This is a genomic window from Streptomyces sp. NBC_00461, assembly GCF_036013935.1.
Classification (GTDB): Bacteria; Actinomycetota; Actinomycetes; order Streptomycetales; family Streptomycetaceae; genus Streptomyces.
Genome location: NZ_CP107902.1, coordinates 4,544,054 through 4,558,609 on the forward strand (window position 1 = coordinate 4,544,054; position 14,556 = coordinate 4,558,609).

13 protein-coding genes are annotated in these 14,556 nt (G+C 70.9%); 8 read left to right on the forward strand and 5 right to left on the reverse strand.

Annotated elements, in window-relative coordinates; translation table 11 throughout:
* Nucleotides 1-165: 165 nt before the first annotated feature.
* Both OG870_RS21185 and OG870_RS21190 read left to right on the forward strand, forming a co-directional pair.
* The gene (locus OG870_RS21185) at nt 166-750 is read left to right on the forward strand and encodes a flavin reductase family protein (protein ID WP_266516759.1); all 585 of its coding nucleotides are present in this window, start codon (nt 166-168) and stop codon (nt 748-750) included.
* 49 nt (nt 751-799) lie between these two features.
* On the forward strand, nt 800-1,300 hold the full coding sequence (locus OG870_RS21190) for a GNAT family N-acetyltransferase (protein ID WP_266516761.1): 501 nt from the start codon (nt 800-802) through the stop codon (nt 1,298-1,300).
* Between the two features lie 34 nt (nt 1,301-1,334).
* Here OG870_RS21190 and OG870_RS21195 read toward each other — a convergent pair whose 3' ends face one another.
* Both OG870_RS21195 and arfB read right to left on the reverse strand, forming a co-directional pair.
* Nucleotides 1,335-2,255: a sigma-70 family RNA polymerase sigma factor gene (locus OG870_RS21195; RefSeq protein WP_266516763.1), complete on the reverse strand. Its 921-nt coding sequence runs from the start codon at nt 2,253-2,255 to the stop codon at nt 1,335-1,337.
* 159 nt (nt 2,256-2,414) lie between these two features.
* Nucleotides 2,415-2,852 carry an alternative ribosome rescue aminoacyl-tRNA hydrolase ArfB gene (gene arfB, locus OG870_RS21200; RefSeq protein ID WP_266516764.1) on the reverse strand — a complete coding sequence of 146 codons (438 nt, stop codon included), beginning with the start codon at nt 2,850-2,852 and terminating at the stop codon, nt 2,415-2,417.
* A 168-nt stretch (nt 2,853-3,020) separates the two neighbouring features.
* On the opposite strand from arfB, the gene OG870_RS21205 reads away from it, so the two are divergent.
* Complete coding sequence (locus OG870_RS21205; RefSeq protein ID WP_266516766.1) at nt 3,021-3,596, forward strand: TerD family protein; 576 nt, start codon at nt 3,021-3,023, stop codon at nt 3,594-3,596.
* Nucleotides 3,597-3,727: 131 nt separating this feature from the next.
* The gene (locus OG870_RS21210; protein WP_266583534.1) at nt 3,728-4,255 is read left to right on the forward strand and encodes a GNAT family N-acetyltransferase; all 528 of its coding nucleotides are present in this window, start codon (nt 3,728-3,730) and stop codon (nt 4,253-4,255) included.
* 81 nt (nt 4,256-4,336) lie between these two features.
* On the opposite strand, the gene OG870_RS21215 is transcribed toward OG870_RS21210, so the two are convergent.
* Nucleotides 4,337-5,731 carry a M1 family metallopeptidase gene (locus tag OG870_RS21215; protein WP_266583532.1) on the reverse strand — a complete coding sequence of 465 codons (1,395 nt, stop codon included), beginning with the start codon at nt 5,729-5,731 and terminating at the stop codon, nt 4,337-4,339.
* 37 nt (nt 5,732-5,768) lie between these two features.
* On the opposite strand from OG870_RS21215, the gene OG870_RS21220 reads away from it, so the two are divergent.
* Nucleotides 5,769-6,269, forward strand: coding sequence for a hypothetical protein (locus OG870_RS21220; RefSeq protein WP_266516771.1), 501 nt, complete (start codon nt 5,769-5,771; stop codon nt 6,267-6,269).
* Between the two features lie 131 nt (nt 6,270-6,400).
* Here the strand turns inward: OG870_RS21220 and OG870_RS21225 are convergent, their stop codons facing one another.
* On the reverse strand, nt 6,401-7,045 hold the full coding sequence (locus OG870_RS21225; protein ID WP_266520400.1) for a pentapeptide repeat-containing protein: 645 nt from the start codon (nt 7,043-7,045) through the stop codon (nt 6,401-6,403).
* Between the two features lie 254 nt (nt 7,046-7,299).
* Here OG870_RS21225 and OG870_RS21230 point away from each other — a divergent pair, with 254 nt between their 5' ends.
* The 3 genes from OG870_RS21230 to OG870_RS21240 are packed head-to-tail and all read left to right on the forward strand — an operon-like array spanning nt 7,300 to nt 11,107.
* Nucleotides 7,300-8,472, forward strand: coding sequence for an NAD(P)-binding protein (locus OG870_RS21230; protein WP_266516773.1), 1,173 nt, complete (start codon nt 7,300-7,302; stop codon nt 8,470-8,472).
* 59 nt (nt 8,473-8,531) lie between these two features.
* Nucleotides 8,532-9,512: a zinc-binding dehydrogenase gene (locus tag OG870_RS21235; protein WP_266839753.1), complete on the forward strand. Its 981-nt coding sequence runs from the start codon at nt 8,532-8,534 to the stop codon at nt 9,510-9,512.
* On the forward strand, nt 9,509-11,107 hold the full coding sequence (locus OG870_RS21240; protein ID WP_327691282.1) for an MFS transporter: 1,599 nt from the start codon (nt 9,509-9,511) through the stop codon (nt 11,105-11,107). Before OG870_RS21235 ends, OG870_RS21240 begins: the two co-directional genes overlap by 4 nt.
* Before the next feature lie 116 nt (nt 11,108-11,223).
* Here OG870_RS21240 and OG870_RS21245 read toward each other — a convergent pair whose 3' ends face one another.
* Complete coding sequence (locus OG870_RS21245) at nt 11,224-14,466, reverse strand: Tat pathway signal protein (protein WP_266516779.1); 3,243 nt, start codon at nt 14,464-14,466, stop codon at nt 11,224-11,226.
* Between the last annotated feature and the right edge of the window lie 90 nt (nt 14,467-14,556).

Genomic DNA, 14,556 nt, shown 5'->3' on the forward strand with positions numbered 1-14,556 from the left:
CTGAACGCAAACTTTGTGGGTTTGTGGAGATGCCGAACGAGGCTACGCCGGGATACCGGCAAGGACCGGGAAAGATGCGTCGGCGAACTCCGTCGGTGGTCCTAGGTCCGGTCTCCGCCCCGGGCCCGATGCGGTCCGTGCGGGGCGGACATTAGCGTCTCCGGCGTGCCGAACACTCCTGCTGCCACGTTCCCGATCACTGCTCCGCGCACCTCCGGGCATGCTGAGGGGGTGAGCAACGACGAGTTCCGCGCAGCCATGTCCCGGCTGGCCGCGGGCGTGGTCCTGGTGACCGCGCAGGAGCCCTCCCTCGACCCGGACGACCCGTCCGCGCCGGACGGCGAGGACGTCGGCATGACGGCCACCTCCTTCATGTCGGTCTCCCTGGACCCGCCGTTGGTCCTGGTCAGCCTGCGCGAGGGCTCCCGCATGGACGACCTGCTCGACGAGCAGCCACGGTGGGCGGTCTCGGTCCTCTCCGAGAGCCAGCGCCACATCGCCGGCCGCTTCGCCATGAAGGGCCGCATCAGCGACCGGCTGCTCTTCGAGGACATCCCGTACGCCCGCGGCAAGGCGTCCGGCGCGCCCCTGGTGGGCGGCGCCCTGGCCACCCTGGAATGCCAGACGGAACAGCGGGTGCGGGCCGGGGACCACACGCTGGTGATCGGGCGGGTACTGACGGCCGGGGTGCCCAGCGCGGACGGCGGTCCGCTGACGTACTTCCGGGGCCGATACCGGCAGTTGGGCTGACCTGGTAATTCCGTGGCCCGCGCGCGTGCCGAGTCCCTAAGGTGCGCAGATGACTACGACGACGCCGACGGCTCGACTCGAAGGGGTCACGCCGGCACCCCGACTCGAAGAGATCACGCCCCGGAACTTCGAGGCCGCGACGGGAATTCAGGTCCGGCCGGAGCAGGAGTTCGCCGTCTCCCCGGTGATGAAGTCCCTCGCGGAGGCATACGTTCATCCCGCCGGGGTCGCCTGGCCGCGTCTGATCGTCGACGGCGGCCGCCCGGTCGGTTTCCTGATGGCCTTCTTCGACATCGACTGGAAACAGGACGGCACCCTCCACCGCTCCGGTCTGTGGCGGCTGAACATCGCCGCCGGTGAACAGGGCCGCGGATACGGCCGCTTCGCCGTCGAGTCCGTGGCGGCCGAGATCCGGCGCCGGGGCGGCAAGCAGCTGTACGTCACCTGGCACCCCGAGCCGAACGGTCCGGAGGAGTTCTATCTGAAGCTCGGCTTCCGAGACACCGGCGAGCTGAGCGGCGGCGAGACGGTCGGCGTACTGGATCTCTAGACCACCTCAAGTCCAGACCCCCTCCAGACCCCCTCTAGACCAGGCTCACATCGAGCCGGGCCACCCGCTCGGGGTCCGTCACGATCTCGATGACGGCGATCCGCTCCCCGACGAACGTGAAGCTCAGCGCACGGTCCAGGCGCCCCTCCAGGAACACCGCGAGACCCGTGGCACCGCCCACCAGAGCGGGCCTCGACACGTACGCGAAGTGCGCGAAGCTCGACGCGCCCCTCGCCACGGCCTGCGCGCCCGTGGTCACGCCGACGTCGGTGCGCGCGACGACGTCCGGGTCGAGCAGCTCGACCAGCGCCTCGAAGTCGCCCTCCCGCGCGGCCGACAGGAACGCGTCCACGACCTCACGCTGCCGCACCAGGTCCGCGTCCGGGGCGTCGGCGCCCTGCACCCGGCGCCGCGCCCGGCTGGCCAGCTGCCGCGCCGCCACCGGACTGCGCCCCACGATGTCCCCGACCTCCTCGTACGACACCGCGAACAGGTCGTGCAGCACGAACGCCAGCCGCTCCGCGGGCGACAGCGCCTCAAGCACGACCAGCAGGGCGACGCCCACGGAGTCAGCCAGCAGCGCGTCCTGCTCGGGGTCGGGGGCGGCGGCGTCCGGCACGCGCGCGGTGACACCCGACGGCTCCAGCGGCTCCAGTGGCTCCTCCGCGCGCGACTTGCGGGAGCGCAGCATGTCCAGGCAGACCCGGCCGACCACCGTCGTCAGCCAGCCCCCGAGGTTGTCCACCTGCCGGGTGTCGGAACGGCTGAGCCGGAACCAGGCCTCCTGCACCGCGTCGTCGGCCTCGGCGGACGAGCCGAGCATGCGGTAGGCGACGGCCCGCAAATGACTTCGATGCGATTCGAATCGCCGCGCGAGAAATTCGCTCTCCGCCGCCTCAGCCGCCTCAGCCGCTTTCCGCGGGCCGTCCTCGGCGGGAATTCCGTTCTCGTTCATCGCCACAGCTCCTCGCACGCCGGTCCCTTGTCGATGACTTGACGGACGGGCCGCCGAGGATGTGACAAAGGACGTTCTACGACTGACGTTCCACGACTGACGTTCTGGCAGTTGTTCTACGGCAGCGCAGCCGGCGTCGCTTTCTCGACGCGGGCGGTCTCAGCCCCAGTCCCGGCCCTGCCGCCCCCGCTTCGTGTCGGAGCGCTGCTTCTTCTCCCGCAGCCGTCGCTCATTGATCCCCCGGGGAATCCGGGTCGGCCTGCGCGGTTTGGGCGGCGGTGCGGTGGCCTCGGCGAGGAGGGCGGCGAGCCGCACCGCGGCGGTCTCGCGGTTGCGCCACTGGGAGCGGTGCTCGGAGGAACGGACGGTGACGACGCCGTCGACGAGCCGGCCGGCCAGCCGCTCCAGCGCGCGTCGCTTCCACACCTCGGGCAGCGCCTCGGTCTTCGCCAGGTCGAAGCGCAGCTCCACCTGCGAGTCACTGGTGTTGACGTGCTGCCCGCCAGGCCCCGACGACCGCGAGAAACGCCACAGGAGCTCGGCCTCGGGGAGGGAGACGGAGCCGCGGATGGGATAGGGACCGGACATGCCGTCCATGGTCGCTCGGCTGTCCGGTCCACGTCACCCGAATATCTCAGGTAAAGAAAGTAAAGAGACACGGGCGGACGGGGAACCTCTGGTACCACTCTTGGCGTTCATAGAGGTACCGGTAGCTTCGTCTCCAGTACGAAGCCCGTACGCAACGAGGGAAGGGACTCCCAAACCATGGCTGTAAGCCTGTCCAAGGGTGGCAACGTCTCGCTCACCAAGGAGGCTCCGGGCCTGACCGCCGTCACCGTGGGCCTCGGCTGGGACGTCCGCACCACCACCGGAACGGACTTCGACCTCGACGCCTCCGCGATCGCGGTCAACACTCAGGGCAAGGTCTTCTCGGACGGCCACTTCGTCTTCTTCAACAACAAGCAGACCCCGGACAACACGATCGTCCACACCGGTGACAACCGCACCGGCGAGGGCGAGGGCGACGACGAGGCGATCCAGGTCAACCTCGCCGGCCTCCCGGCCGACATCGACAAGATCGTCTTCCCGGTCTCGATCTACGACGCCGAGAACCGCTCGCAGAACTTCGGCCAGGTCCGCAACGCCTACATCCGCATCCTCAACCAGGCCGGCGGCGCCGAGATCGCGCGCTACGACCTCTCCGAGGACGCGGCGACGGAGACGGCCATGGTCTTCGGCGAGCTGTACCGCAACGGCGCGGAGTGGAAGTTCCGCGCGGTCGGCCAGGGCTACGCCTCGGGCCTGGTGGGCATCGCCCAGGACTTCGGTGTGAACGTCTGACGCATGCCCGCGTGTACGTGTGACGCGTGACCGTCCGACGGTCGGCCACGCGGTGCGGAGCCCCCGGCCATCCGGCCGGGGGCTCCGGCGTTCCCGGATGACAGACGCATCCGGGCGATAGGTTGCCCGACGTGATCCTCACCGCCCTCCCCCTCACCCCCGACCACGACATCCCGGCCCCGCTCCTCACCGAACTCACCGCGCTCTACGCCTCCAACCGCGAGTTCCAGGCCCTCAGCGGTGACTTCCCGGACCCGGACGACATCCGCCCGGAGCAGGTGGCGGCCGCTTTGGCCGACGAGCTGGCGAATCCGGACGCCGAGGTGCTGCTCGCGCGCTCCGCAGGCCGGCTGGTGGGGGTCGCGATCACGCTCGCCGACCACCCCGATCCGGCCGACCCGGACCCGTGGATCGGGCTGCTGATGGTGGACGCGGGCGAGCACGGGCGAGGTCATGGGCGCCGGCTGGCCACGCTGGTCGAGGAGAGGTTCCGCGTGGCAGGCCGGGACGCCGTACGTCTCGCCGTACTCGACAACAATCCGAAGGGGCTCGCCTTCTGGACGGCGCTCGGGTACCGGGTGATCGGCCACCGCACGGACCTCCAACTGGGGCGTCCGTGCGCGGTGTTGCGCAAGGAGCTGCCCACCCCGGCCGCGTGAGCCGCCCCGCGACGGTGCACTGTGCCGACGTGGAGTGAACGACCTTGGCGCCGGGTGTGACCCGTCGTCGCCCCCGTCAGGTCACCGGTGCTTCGGCTTGCCGTCCCCGTACAGCCAGTCCTTCCAGATCTCGTCGAAGTCCTTGCCCGGCGCCTTCTTCTCGACGTACGCCGTGAAGTCGTCGGTGTCGACGTTCCGGTGGCGGTAGGTGGCGGCCCAGCCCTGGATGATGTCGTAGAAGGTGTCGTCGCCGACGGTCTGCCGGATCTTGTGGAGGACCATCGCGCCGCGCTGGTAGACGGGATCGTCGGAGATGTGCGCGGCGCTGCTCGGTTTCGCCGGCGGGAACGCCCACAGGTCCTCGTGGTCGTCCTCGCCGTGGTCGTACAGCTTGTCGAACGTCTGCTGGGCGGTGTCGCCGCCGTGGTCCTCGTCCCACAGCCACTCCGCGTAGGTCGCGAAGCCCTCGTTGAGCCACATGTCCCGCCAGGTCTTCGGTGTGACGGAGTCGCCGTACCACTGGTGGGAGAGTTCGTGGACGAGGGTCCCGGTGTCGGGGGCGCCGGGGAAGACGGGCCGCGTCTGGGTCTCCAGGGCGTACTCGGCGTCCTGACCGCGGTCGACGATCGCGCCGGTGGAGGAGAAGGGGTACGGGCCGAAGTTGTACTCCTCCCACTCGATGATCTCGGGGATCTTCGCGAGCACCTTCCGGCTCGCCTTCACCTGGGCCGGGTCGACGGCGACGTACACGGGCAGGCGGTCCTTGCCGATGGTGGACCGGCTGATGTCGTAGTGGCCGATGGCGACGGTGGCGACGTAACTCGCCATCGGCTCGGCGGAGTGCCAGGTGAAGGTCGTACGGTTCCTGTCGCTCGTCTCTCCCGTCAACTCCCCGTTGGAGACGGCCTGCAGGCCCTTCGGCACGGTGACGGCGATGTCGTACGACGCCTTGTCGGAGGGGTGGTTGTTGCCGGGGAACCACGCCATGGAGCCGGTGGGTTCGCCGAGCGCCAGCGCGCCGTCGTCGGTGCGCAGCCAGCCCTCGTGGGAGGCGTCGGGATCGGTGATCGTCTGCGGGGTGCCGGAGTAGCGGACGGTGACGCTGAAGGTCTCGTTGTCGTCCAGGTCGCGGCGCGGGCGGACGGTGAGCTCCTGCCCGGCGCGGTTCCAGCGGGCACGCCTGCCCTCGACGGTGACCTCGTCGACGTGCAGCCCCTTGAAGTCGAGGTCGAACGCGGACAGATCCTGGGTGGCGCGGGCGGTGATGGTGGCGGTCCCGGTGAGGCGGTGTCCGTCGGCGGGGTCGTAGGCGAGCTTCAGGTCGTAGTGGCTGACGTCGTATCCGCCGTTGCCCGCCTTCGGAAAGTACGGATCGTGCACCCCGGAGCCCCCCGGGGTGCCGTGCACACCCCCGTCGCACGCGGTCAGGACGAGGGCGAGTACGACGGCCGGGACAACCGGTGCTGATCGGGACACGCCAGTGATCCTAAGGCGGCGTGACACCATCTCGTACGTGCTCGACATCGGCTACGCCCTCTCCAACCGCTTCCCGGACCCGCCGCAGACGGACTACCGCCGCGCGGACGTCCACGCCCTGCGCCACGACCTGTTCTGCGGTGACGTCTATCTCGCCGACACCAAGGCGGACCGGGAACTGTCCACAGCCTGGGGATGGGTGCCGGTGCTCGACTTCGCCTGGGCGCTGTGCGACATCGTGGAACGGCTGGACCGGGATCCGGCGGGGTCCCGCGCCGCTCGTCCCCAGCACGCGGAGCTGGACTTCACCGAGTCGACCGACCGGATGCTCTTCGAGCGCCGCTTCGGCTGGGTGGACGTCGAGGCGGACTGGATGCCGGCGGAGGAGCCGCCGCTCAGCTTCTCCCACGCCGATCTGCGCCGCGAGGCGCGGGACTTTCTGCACGACCTGCTCGCCGACCTGGTCGATCTGCACGACGACCTCGGGGAGAACCCGGCGATCTGGACCCTGCAGGCCCGCTTTCCGCGGGTGCCGTGAGCTTCCGGTCCCGTGAGCTTCCAGTCCCGTGAGCTTCAGCGACCGTCTACCGGGGGCTGCGCCCCCAGACCCCCCCTTTCGGCCTGAACGGCCTCGTCCTCAAACGCCGGACGGGCTGAAGGAAGCTCGGATCACTCCACCCGAATCCCCATCTCCACCGCCAACACCGGCGCCAGGTCCATCAGTTGGGCCGCGCTGATGACCGCCCCCGCCAACCGCTCCACACCCCTCGCGATGCCCAGCTCCGCCGCCCCTCTCAGGTCCACGTCCTTCAGGACCACGCCCGTGAGGTCCGCCTCCTTCAGGACGCAGTCCACGAACTCCACGCGCTCCAGGACTGCGCCTGCGAAGTCCGGCTCGACCAGCACGATGTTCTCGAAGACGACGTCCTTGAGCCGGGCCGCGCGCAGGTTCAGATAGTCGATCTTGCCGCCGCGGAACACCACGCGCTCCAGGACGGCACCGTGCAGTTGCACCCCGCCGAGACGGGCGTCGACCACCTCGGCATCGCGCAGGGTGCACTCCGCGAGATCCGTACCGACCCCTCGTGCCCCCGTCAGCACCGAGTCGAGGATCCGGGCATGGTGCAGCCGCGTCTCGTCCAGCGCGCACCCCGTCAGCGCGCAGTCCATGAACCGGGCGCCGCCGCCGTCCTGCCCGGCGAAATCCGCGTCCCGGAACTCCAGCCCGTCGTAGTCCCCGTCCGGCTCCAACTCCCCGCCCCCGAACGGCTCCAGCGCAGGCAACCGCACCTCCGGCCGCCGGGCCCCCTTCACCGCCGTACGCCTCGAACCACCCACGCGATCGGAACCATCCTTCCCGCTCGAACCGCTCGCCGCATCCACGCCACCCACCGCTCTCCTCGCCACATCCCCATCGTGCACCCCACCTCTGACAATCCCCCTGACCAGCCAAAACACAGATTCATGTCACATTCCGGGGCCCCAGCGACGTCGTATGAACACAGCGCATGAACTGAGACACAGCGCATGAACACAAAGGCGACTCCAACCCGAGGGAGACCCCACCCATGCACCGCATCACCGTCATCGGCGGCGGTTTCGCCGGACTGACCGCGGCCGTCACCGCTGCCGAGGCGGGCGCCCGAGTGACCATGTTCGAAGCCCATCACACCCTCGGCGGGCGAGCCCGGACCGCCGAGGGCCCGTACCGGACGAACGACGGACCGCACGCCCTCTACAGCGGCGGCCCGCACTGGACCTGGCTGAAGCAGCGCGACCTGATCGGGCCGCTCGCCCCGATCCCGCCCCTGGAGGCGGCCCGGCTGCGGCTGCGCCACCACGGCGTGCTGCGCCGCACCCCGCCCTTCGCGATGCTGAAGCTGCTGCGCCACGGGCTCCAACAGGCGCCCGTCGACACCGACTTCATGAGCTGGGCCACCGGCATCGCGGGCGAGGAGGCCGCACGGGCCGCCGCCCACTACTCGGCCGTCGCCCTCTTCCACCACGACCCCGGCGCCCTGTCCGCCGCGTTCGTGCAGGAGCGGCTGCGCCGCGCCACCAAGCTTCCGCCCGAGGCGCACTACCCGCGCGGCGGCTGGGCGAACGTCATCGACCGCATGGCCGCCCGCGCGTGGAATCTCGGCGTACGGATGGAGACCCTGTCCCGCGTCGACACCCTCGACTCCCTTCCGGCGACCGGCGGCCCCGTCATCGTCGCCACCTCCCTCGACGCCGCCCGGCGGCTCCTGCGCGACGACACCCTGACCTGGACCGGCGGCCGTACGGCTCTCGTCGATCTCGCGGTACGGACCCGCCGCGGCGACGCCTTCGCCGTGTCCGACCTCGACTCCCCCGGCTGGCTGGAACGGTTCACCGCGCAGGACCGTACCCTCGCCCCGGCCGGCGAGCAGCTCATCCAGGGCCAGATCCCGATCGCCCCGCACGAGTCGAAGGCCGACGGCATCGCGCGCGCCGAGGAGCTCCTCGACCTCGCCTTCGAGGGCTGGCGCGGGCGCGTCACCTGGCGGCGCGAGGCCGTCGCGAACGGCCGTACCGGCGCCGTCGACCTGCCCGGCACCGGCTGGCGCGACCGCCCGGCCATCGACCGCGGCGACGGCGTCTACCTCGCCGGCGACCAGGTCGCGGCCCCCGGCGTCCTGTCGGAGGTCTCCTTCAACAGCGCCCTCGCCGCGGTGTCGCTGGCGCTCGGCCGCCGGACCCTTGACCTCAAGCAAGCTTGAGGTTGAAGAGTGACTCCATATACAGAGGTGGGCTCCACACCGACAGTTGGGGGATCACGATGCACGCCACCCGTCTGCACGCCTTCGGTCCGGCCGAGAACCTCCGCTACGAGGAGGTGGCCGACCCCGCGCCGGGCCCGGGCCAGGTCCGTATCGCCGTGGAAGCGGCCGGAGTTCACCTGCTCGACACCGCTCTGCGCGAAGGCGAGCAGGGCCCGCTGCCCGAGCCGACCCGGCTGCCCACCGTCCCGGGCCGTGAGGTCGCCGGTGTCGTGGAGTCCCTGGGCGAGGGCGTCGCCGCGCTGTGGCTCGGCAAGAGGGTGGTCGCCCACCTCGGCTTCGCGCCGGGCGGCTACGCGGAACTCGCCGTCACCGATGTCGACCGAGTGCACGAGATACCGGAGAACCTGGACCGGGCCGAGGCCGTCGCCATGATCGGGACCGGGCGTACGGCGATGGGGATCCTGCAGTTCGCCGAGCCGGGCCCGGACGACGTGGTCGTGATCCCGGCGGCCGCGGGTGGCATCGGCACCCTGCTCGTGCAGTACGCGAAGAACGCCGGCGCCGTCGTCGTCGGTCTTGCCGGCGGCCCGGAGAAGGTCGCGCGGGTACAGGCGGGCGGCGCCGACCTCGCCGTCGACTACAACGGCCCGGGCTGGCCGGACAAAATCCGTGCCTATCTGGGCGGACGCCCCGCCACCCTCGTCTTCGACGGCGTGGGCGGCGAGGTCGCCCACGAGACCGTCGCCCTGCTCGGGCCCGGCGGCAGGCACCTCGTCTTCGGCTGGTCGGCCGAGGGCATCCGTGGCGGCGGGCCCTACCTCGTCGACGGCGTATCCGAGCAGGTCCTGGGGCCCGTGATGATGCGGAAGGCCGGCGGCCCCGACCCCCTGCGCACCCTCGAACTGCGCGCCCTCGCCGAGGCCGCCGCGGGCCGGCTGACCCCCGCGGTGCAGCGCTTCCCGCTCGCCGAGGCGGCGGCCGCGCACCGGGCACTGGAAACCCGCGCAACGACCGGAAAGGTGGTACTGGAGCCATGACCAGGCACATTCCCAGTCACAAGGCATCTGCATCCGCGCCCGCCCCCGCCCCCGAGGCGCCCGCGGATGCGGCTCTCCCCGATCCGTGGTCTTCTGGCCGGGTGCGCGTCACCCCGACAGGTGAACCCCGGGACGCCGATCCCCGCCGCTGGTGGGGCCTGGTGATCATCGCGCTCGCGCAGCTCATGGTCGTGCTCGACGCGACCATCGTGAACATCGCGCTCCCTTCCGCACAGCGCGACCTCGGGATGTCCGACGGCAACCGGCAATGGGTGATCACCGCCTACACGCTGGCCTTCGGCGGCCTCCTCCTGCTCGGCGGCCGCATCGCCGACCTGGTGGGCCGCAAGCGGACGTTCATCATCGGGCTGATCGGCTTCGCCGCCGCGTCCGCGCTCGGCGGCGCCGCCACCGGCTCCGCCATGCTCTTCGGCGCCCGCGCGCTGCAGGGCGCCTTCGCCGCGCTCCTGGCCCCGTCGGCCCTGTCGCTGCTCACCACGACCTTCACCGACCCGAAGGAGCGCGGAAAGGCGTTCGGCATCTACGGCGCCCTCGCGGGCAGCGGCTCGGCGATCGGTTTCATCGTCGGCGGTCTGCTCACCGAGTACCTGAACTGGCGCTGGTGCCTCTACGTCAACATCCCCATAGCGATCGTCGCCGTCTTCGGCGCCTTCGCCCTGCTGCACGACCGCCCCGGCCACGCGGGCGCCCGCCTCGACGTACCGGGTGCGGTGCTGGGCTGCGGCGGCCTGGTCGCGATCGTGTACGGCTTCAGTGAGGCCGAGCCGCGCGGCTGGACCGACCCGCTGGTGCTGGGGTTGCTGGCGGCGGGCGTCGTACTCCTGATGGCCTTCGTGTGGTGGCAGTCGCGGGCACGGACGCCCCTGCTCCCCCTCCACATCGTCAAGGACCGCAACCGCGCCGGCTGCTTCCTGACCATGGGACTCGCCGTCATCGGCATGTTCGGGCTGTTCCTGTTCATGACCTACTACCTCCAGGTCATCCTCGTCTACTCGCCCCTGAAGACCGGCCTGGCCTTCCTGCCCCTCACCGCAGCGATCATCATCGGCTCCACCCAGATATCCGCCCGGCTGATGAACCGCGTCCCGCCGCGCCTGCTGATGGTCCCCGGCATGATCCTCGCGGCGGGCGGCATGGTGATCCTCACGCAGTTGACGGTCGACTCGTCCTACGCCACCGAGATCCTGCCCGCCCTGCTCCTGATGGGTCTCGGCATGGGGCTGACCTTCATGCCGGTCTTCGCCACCGCGACGGCGGGCGTCGCGCCCCAGGACTCGGGTGTGACCTCGGCGACCGTCAACACCGCACAGCAGGTGGGCGGTTCGATCGGTACGGCCCTGCTGAACACCATCGCCACCACCAGCAGCGCGACCTACATCGCCGCGCATCTCCACGGTCCCGCGCAGCAGGCCCTGATCGCCAGGGAGGGCGTCGTCCACGGCTACACGGTCGCCATCTGGTGGGCCGCCGGCATCATGCTCCTGGCCGGCCTGGTCGCGGGGTTGATGGTGACGGCGAAGGCCCCCAGGCACGGCGCCCCGGCGGAAGCGCCCGTACCGGAACCGGTGTCGTAACCGGAGTCGCAGGACCGGAGCCGGTGCCATAAGACCGGGGAGGGGCCCCACGGACCGCGGACCCCTCCCCCTCAGCTCACCCGACCACCCAGGCACCCGGGCACCCGGTCAACCACTCACCCGGCGACCGCGCCGCTCGCCTTGCTCACCGCCGACCCGTCCTGGTGACCGGTGCGGTGCGCGACCACCTTCACGGTGATCTTCTTGCCCTTCTGCGCCGGCTTCAGCACCAGCGAGGACCGGGTCGCCCCGCTGATCGCCTTCCCGTTCGCGTACCACTGGTACGCGTACGAGGTCGCCGTCGGACTCCAGGTCCCGGCCGTCGACTTGAGCGTCCTGCCGACCTTCACCGTCCCGCTGATCACCGGCACCTTGGTCGCCTTGGGCGCGTCCCCCTTGGCGACGGCCACCCCCGCCGAGGCCGCCGTCCCGCTCTGCCAGCCGCTCCTGGCCGCGGTGACCGTCACACCGAGCTTCTTGCCGAGCTGCGCCGCCGCAATCGTGTACGTCGACGCCGTGGCCCCGCTGATCGCGTTCCCGTCGGCCGTCCACTGGTAGGTGTACGACGAAGGGGCCGCCGACCAACTCCCGGCCGCCGCGGTGACCTTGGCGCCCACCTTGGCCGTACCCGTCACCTTGGGGGCGGCCGTGTTCGTCAGCTGGGGCCGGGTCACGGTGAAGGTGCCGTGCTGGTACTCGACGCCGTGCGCGATCACGCTGACGTTCCAGGTGCCGGTCGCCGCGCCCGTGAGGTCGACCGTGGCCGTCAGCGTCCTGTTGTCGGCGGAGACCGAGTCCGTCGTGGCGGTCAGGGTCTTGCCGCTCAGGCTCAGGCGGACCGTGTCGTTCGGGCCGAGCGCGGTGCCGGTCACCGTCAGCCGCACCTTGCTGCCGCTCACCCCGGTGTCCGGGCTGACCCCGGTGACGCTCACCTTGTCCGTGCCGCACAGCGGGGACGTACAGCTCAACTTGGCGCTGTAGGACGTTCTGGACGCCTTCTCGGGAAGGCCGAGCAGGAACACGCTCTGCGCGGCCCCGGTGGACGAACCACCCGCCGCGCACTGGTAGCCGGTCGGCATGTACAGCGTGCAGCCGTTGTTCCAGGCGCTGTTGTAGAGGACCGGCACAGCGGTGGTGGCGGCGCCGGTCGTGTCGGTGATCGCGGCGTCGAAGCGGTCGAACCCGGCGGTGGGCAGGACGGCGCACACGGCGGTGTGCGACTCGTCGAGCGTGCCGGTGATCGGCCCGTAGCCGTACGCCACCGACGGCACCCTGGTGCACTCCGGCGCGGGACCGTCGGCGGTCGCGACGCGCAGGGCGTCCAGGTGGTATTCGGGCGACGCCTTGAGGGTGGCCGGGGTCTGCACCAGAACCTGGTGAGTGGTGGAACCGGTGGCCGCGCAGGAGCGGTTGCGGAAGGAGCACTCCGGCTTGCCGTCACCGCCCATGACCGCGATGTTGGCCGTGCCCAGCGCGTCCCGCACATCGAGGTGTACGACGTCGGTGGTCGCGTCGGTGGTGACCTGGTGGCAGTTCAGGGTGCCCGGGGCACCGTAGCCGCCCTTGACGGACGGTCCGCCGACCTTCACCGCGGCGGTGCGCGTACAGCCCGCCGCGTCGGCGGTCGCGGTGACGTCACGTCTGGCCAGCGTGTACGTGGCGGCCTTGTCCTGGCCCGTGACCAGCACGGTGTGGGCCTTGCCGGGGGTCAGCGCGCACACCGTCCAGCCGTCGGTGGTGGCGATACGGTCGCAGACCTTCTTGCCGGTGGAGTCCAGCACCGAGAACTTCGCGGGAACGCCGCCGGAGGTGGCGAGGAGTTGGAAGACCTCCGCACCCGTGTGCGCGTCCGCGGGGATGCTCAGGCAGTGCGAGAAGACGCCGTCACCGGTGGCAAGCGTGGCCTTGGCGCCGTCGGCGGCGAAGCTCCCGGCGGGCAGCACGGGGCAGTCGTTCGCGGCGTCGGTGCGATGGAAGGCGACGGAGTAGGCGCCGGTCGCGTCGTCCGCGCTGTCCTCGGTGTGCACCAGCGCCCGGTAGGGGGCGGTACCCGTGAGCGCGCAGTCGCCGTTCGAGAGCGCCGTGGCGTCGCACTGCGCCGTGCCGTCCCGGTCGAGGACCTCCACATCGGCGTCCACCCCGGACGAGATCAGCGGGGTGAGCGCGGCGATCCGGGCGCCCTGCGGAGCGGAGAGCGAAAGGCAGTCGTACTGCCCCACAGCGCTCAACTCGCCCTTGTACAGCCCCGTTCCGACAGCGGCACACCCGGAGTCGGAAGCCCGGTCGAACACGACCAGCCCCTCACGGGAGTCCTGGAAGGGGTACGAGCCGTCGAGGACCGCCGTGTATGTGCCCGCCTTCGCTATCCGGCAGGGGTCGTCGCCGGACCGGCACACGGTCAGACCGTCCGCGTCGTACACACTCACTGGACCGGCGGACCGATCCTCGCTCACGTAGTGCACGGTGTACGGGCCCGACCTGCCGACGGTGAACGTGTAGCAGGGGTTCGTGGTCAGGTCCTGCTGCGCCGGCGCACCGTAGGGCCGGACGGGCGCGGCGGTGCAGCCCCGCGGATCGTTCAGCCGGCGCACCTTCACGCCGTACTGGGCGGGGAACCCCTTCTCCGTGTACGAGACCCGGGAGATCACCCGGAAGGGCCCGCCACCGGGCAGCACGCAGCTGTCCTCGCCGTCCTCCGGGAAGTGCGGGCAGACGCGGGCGCCGGTCGCGTCGGTGATCCAGGCGAGGGAGTCGCCGTACACCTTCGAGCCGTGGGTGAGCCGGATCCGCTCGCCCTCCTTCGCCTCGAACGGCAGGCAGTCGACCTCCACCGGGCTCACGGCCGTACGGCTGTCGTCCGGCTGGTCCCAGTTGGTGCCGGCGGGGTCCGCGCAGCCCTTCGTGCCACCGAGCGGGACGACGGCGACCGCGGTCTCCGCGTCCGTCCAGCCGTCGTTGACCACCTTGACCGTGTACGTGCCCGCCGAGGGCAGCGCGCACATGCCGTTCGTGGCGTACTCGTCCCCGTTGCAGTCCACCTGGCTGCCGTCGGCCGCCAGCACCTGCCGGTACGCGCCGTTGCTGCTGTCCTGCAACGGCACCAGGTACAGGCCCGGCGCCTCGGCGGTGACGGTGTAGCAGGCACTCGCGCCGGGAACGACGGTCGCCCTGCCCACGGCGTCGCCCGGGTCGCCGAACGGAGCGACGGCGAGCGTCGCGCACTCGGTATCGGCGGCCTCGACGGCAGCGGCGGAACCGGCCCCGGTCAGGCCAAGCAGCGAAGCGAGCAGCGGAACGGCAGCGAAGAAAGCGGCCGCCCGCCGGCGTCTCGTACGCGGACAGGAATCGGCGTCCGACATGGAATCCCCCCGGGTCATAGGTCGTTGAGGCGATAGTGGCACACAGGTCCGACACAGCACTCAAGAGATTCCAGAGGCTGTGGACAACTG

Excerpts from the sequence above, each read along its gene's own strand:
- OG870_RS21190 (WP_266516761.1), top strand. The coding sequence starts at position 800 with ATGACTACGACGACGCCGACGGCTCGACTCGAAGGGGTCACGCCGGCA.
- OG870_RS21195 (WP_266516763.1), bottom strand. The coding sequence starts at position 2,255 with ATGAACGAGAACGGAATTCCCGCCGAGGACGGCCCGCGGAAAGCGGCT.
- arfB (WP_266516764.1), bottom strand. The coding sequence starts at position 2,852 with ATGGACGGCATGTCCGGTCCCTATCCCATCCGCGGCTCCGTCTCCCTC.
- OG870_RS21205 (WP_266516766.1), top strand. The coding sequence starts at position 3,021 with ATGGCTGTAAGCCTGTCCAAGGGTGGCAACGTCTCGCTCACCAAGGAG.
- OG870_RS21230 (WP_266516773.1), top strand. The coding sequence starts at position 7,300 with ATGCACCGCATCACCGTCATCGGCGGCGGTTTCGCCGGACTGACCGCG.
- OG870_RS21235 (WP_266839753.1), top strand. The coding sequence starts at position 8,532 with ATGCACGCCACCCGTCTGCACGCCTTCGGTCCGGCCGAGAACCTCCGC.
- OG870_RS21240 (WP_327691282.1), top strand. The coding sequence starts at position 9,509 with ATGACCAGGCACATTCCCAGTCACAAGGCATCTGCATCCGCGCCCGCC.
- OG870_RS21245 (WP_266516779.1), bottom strand. The coding sequence starts at position 14,466 with ATGTCGGACGCCGATTCCTGTCCGCGTACGAGACGCCGGCGGGCGGCC.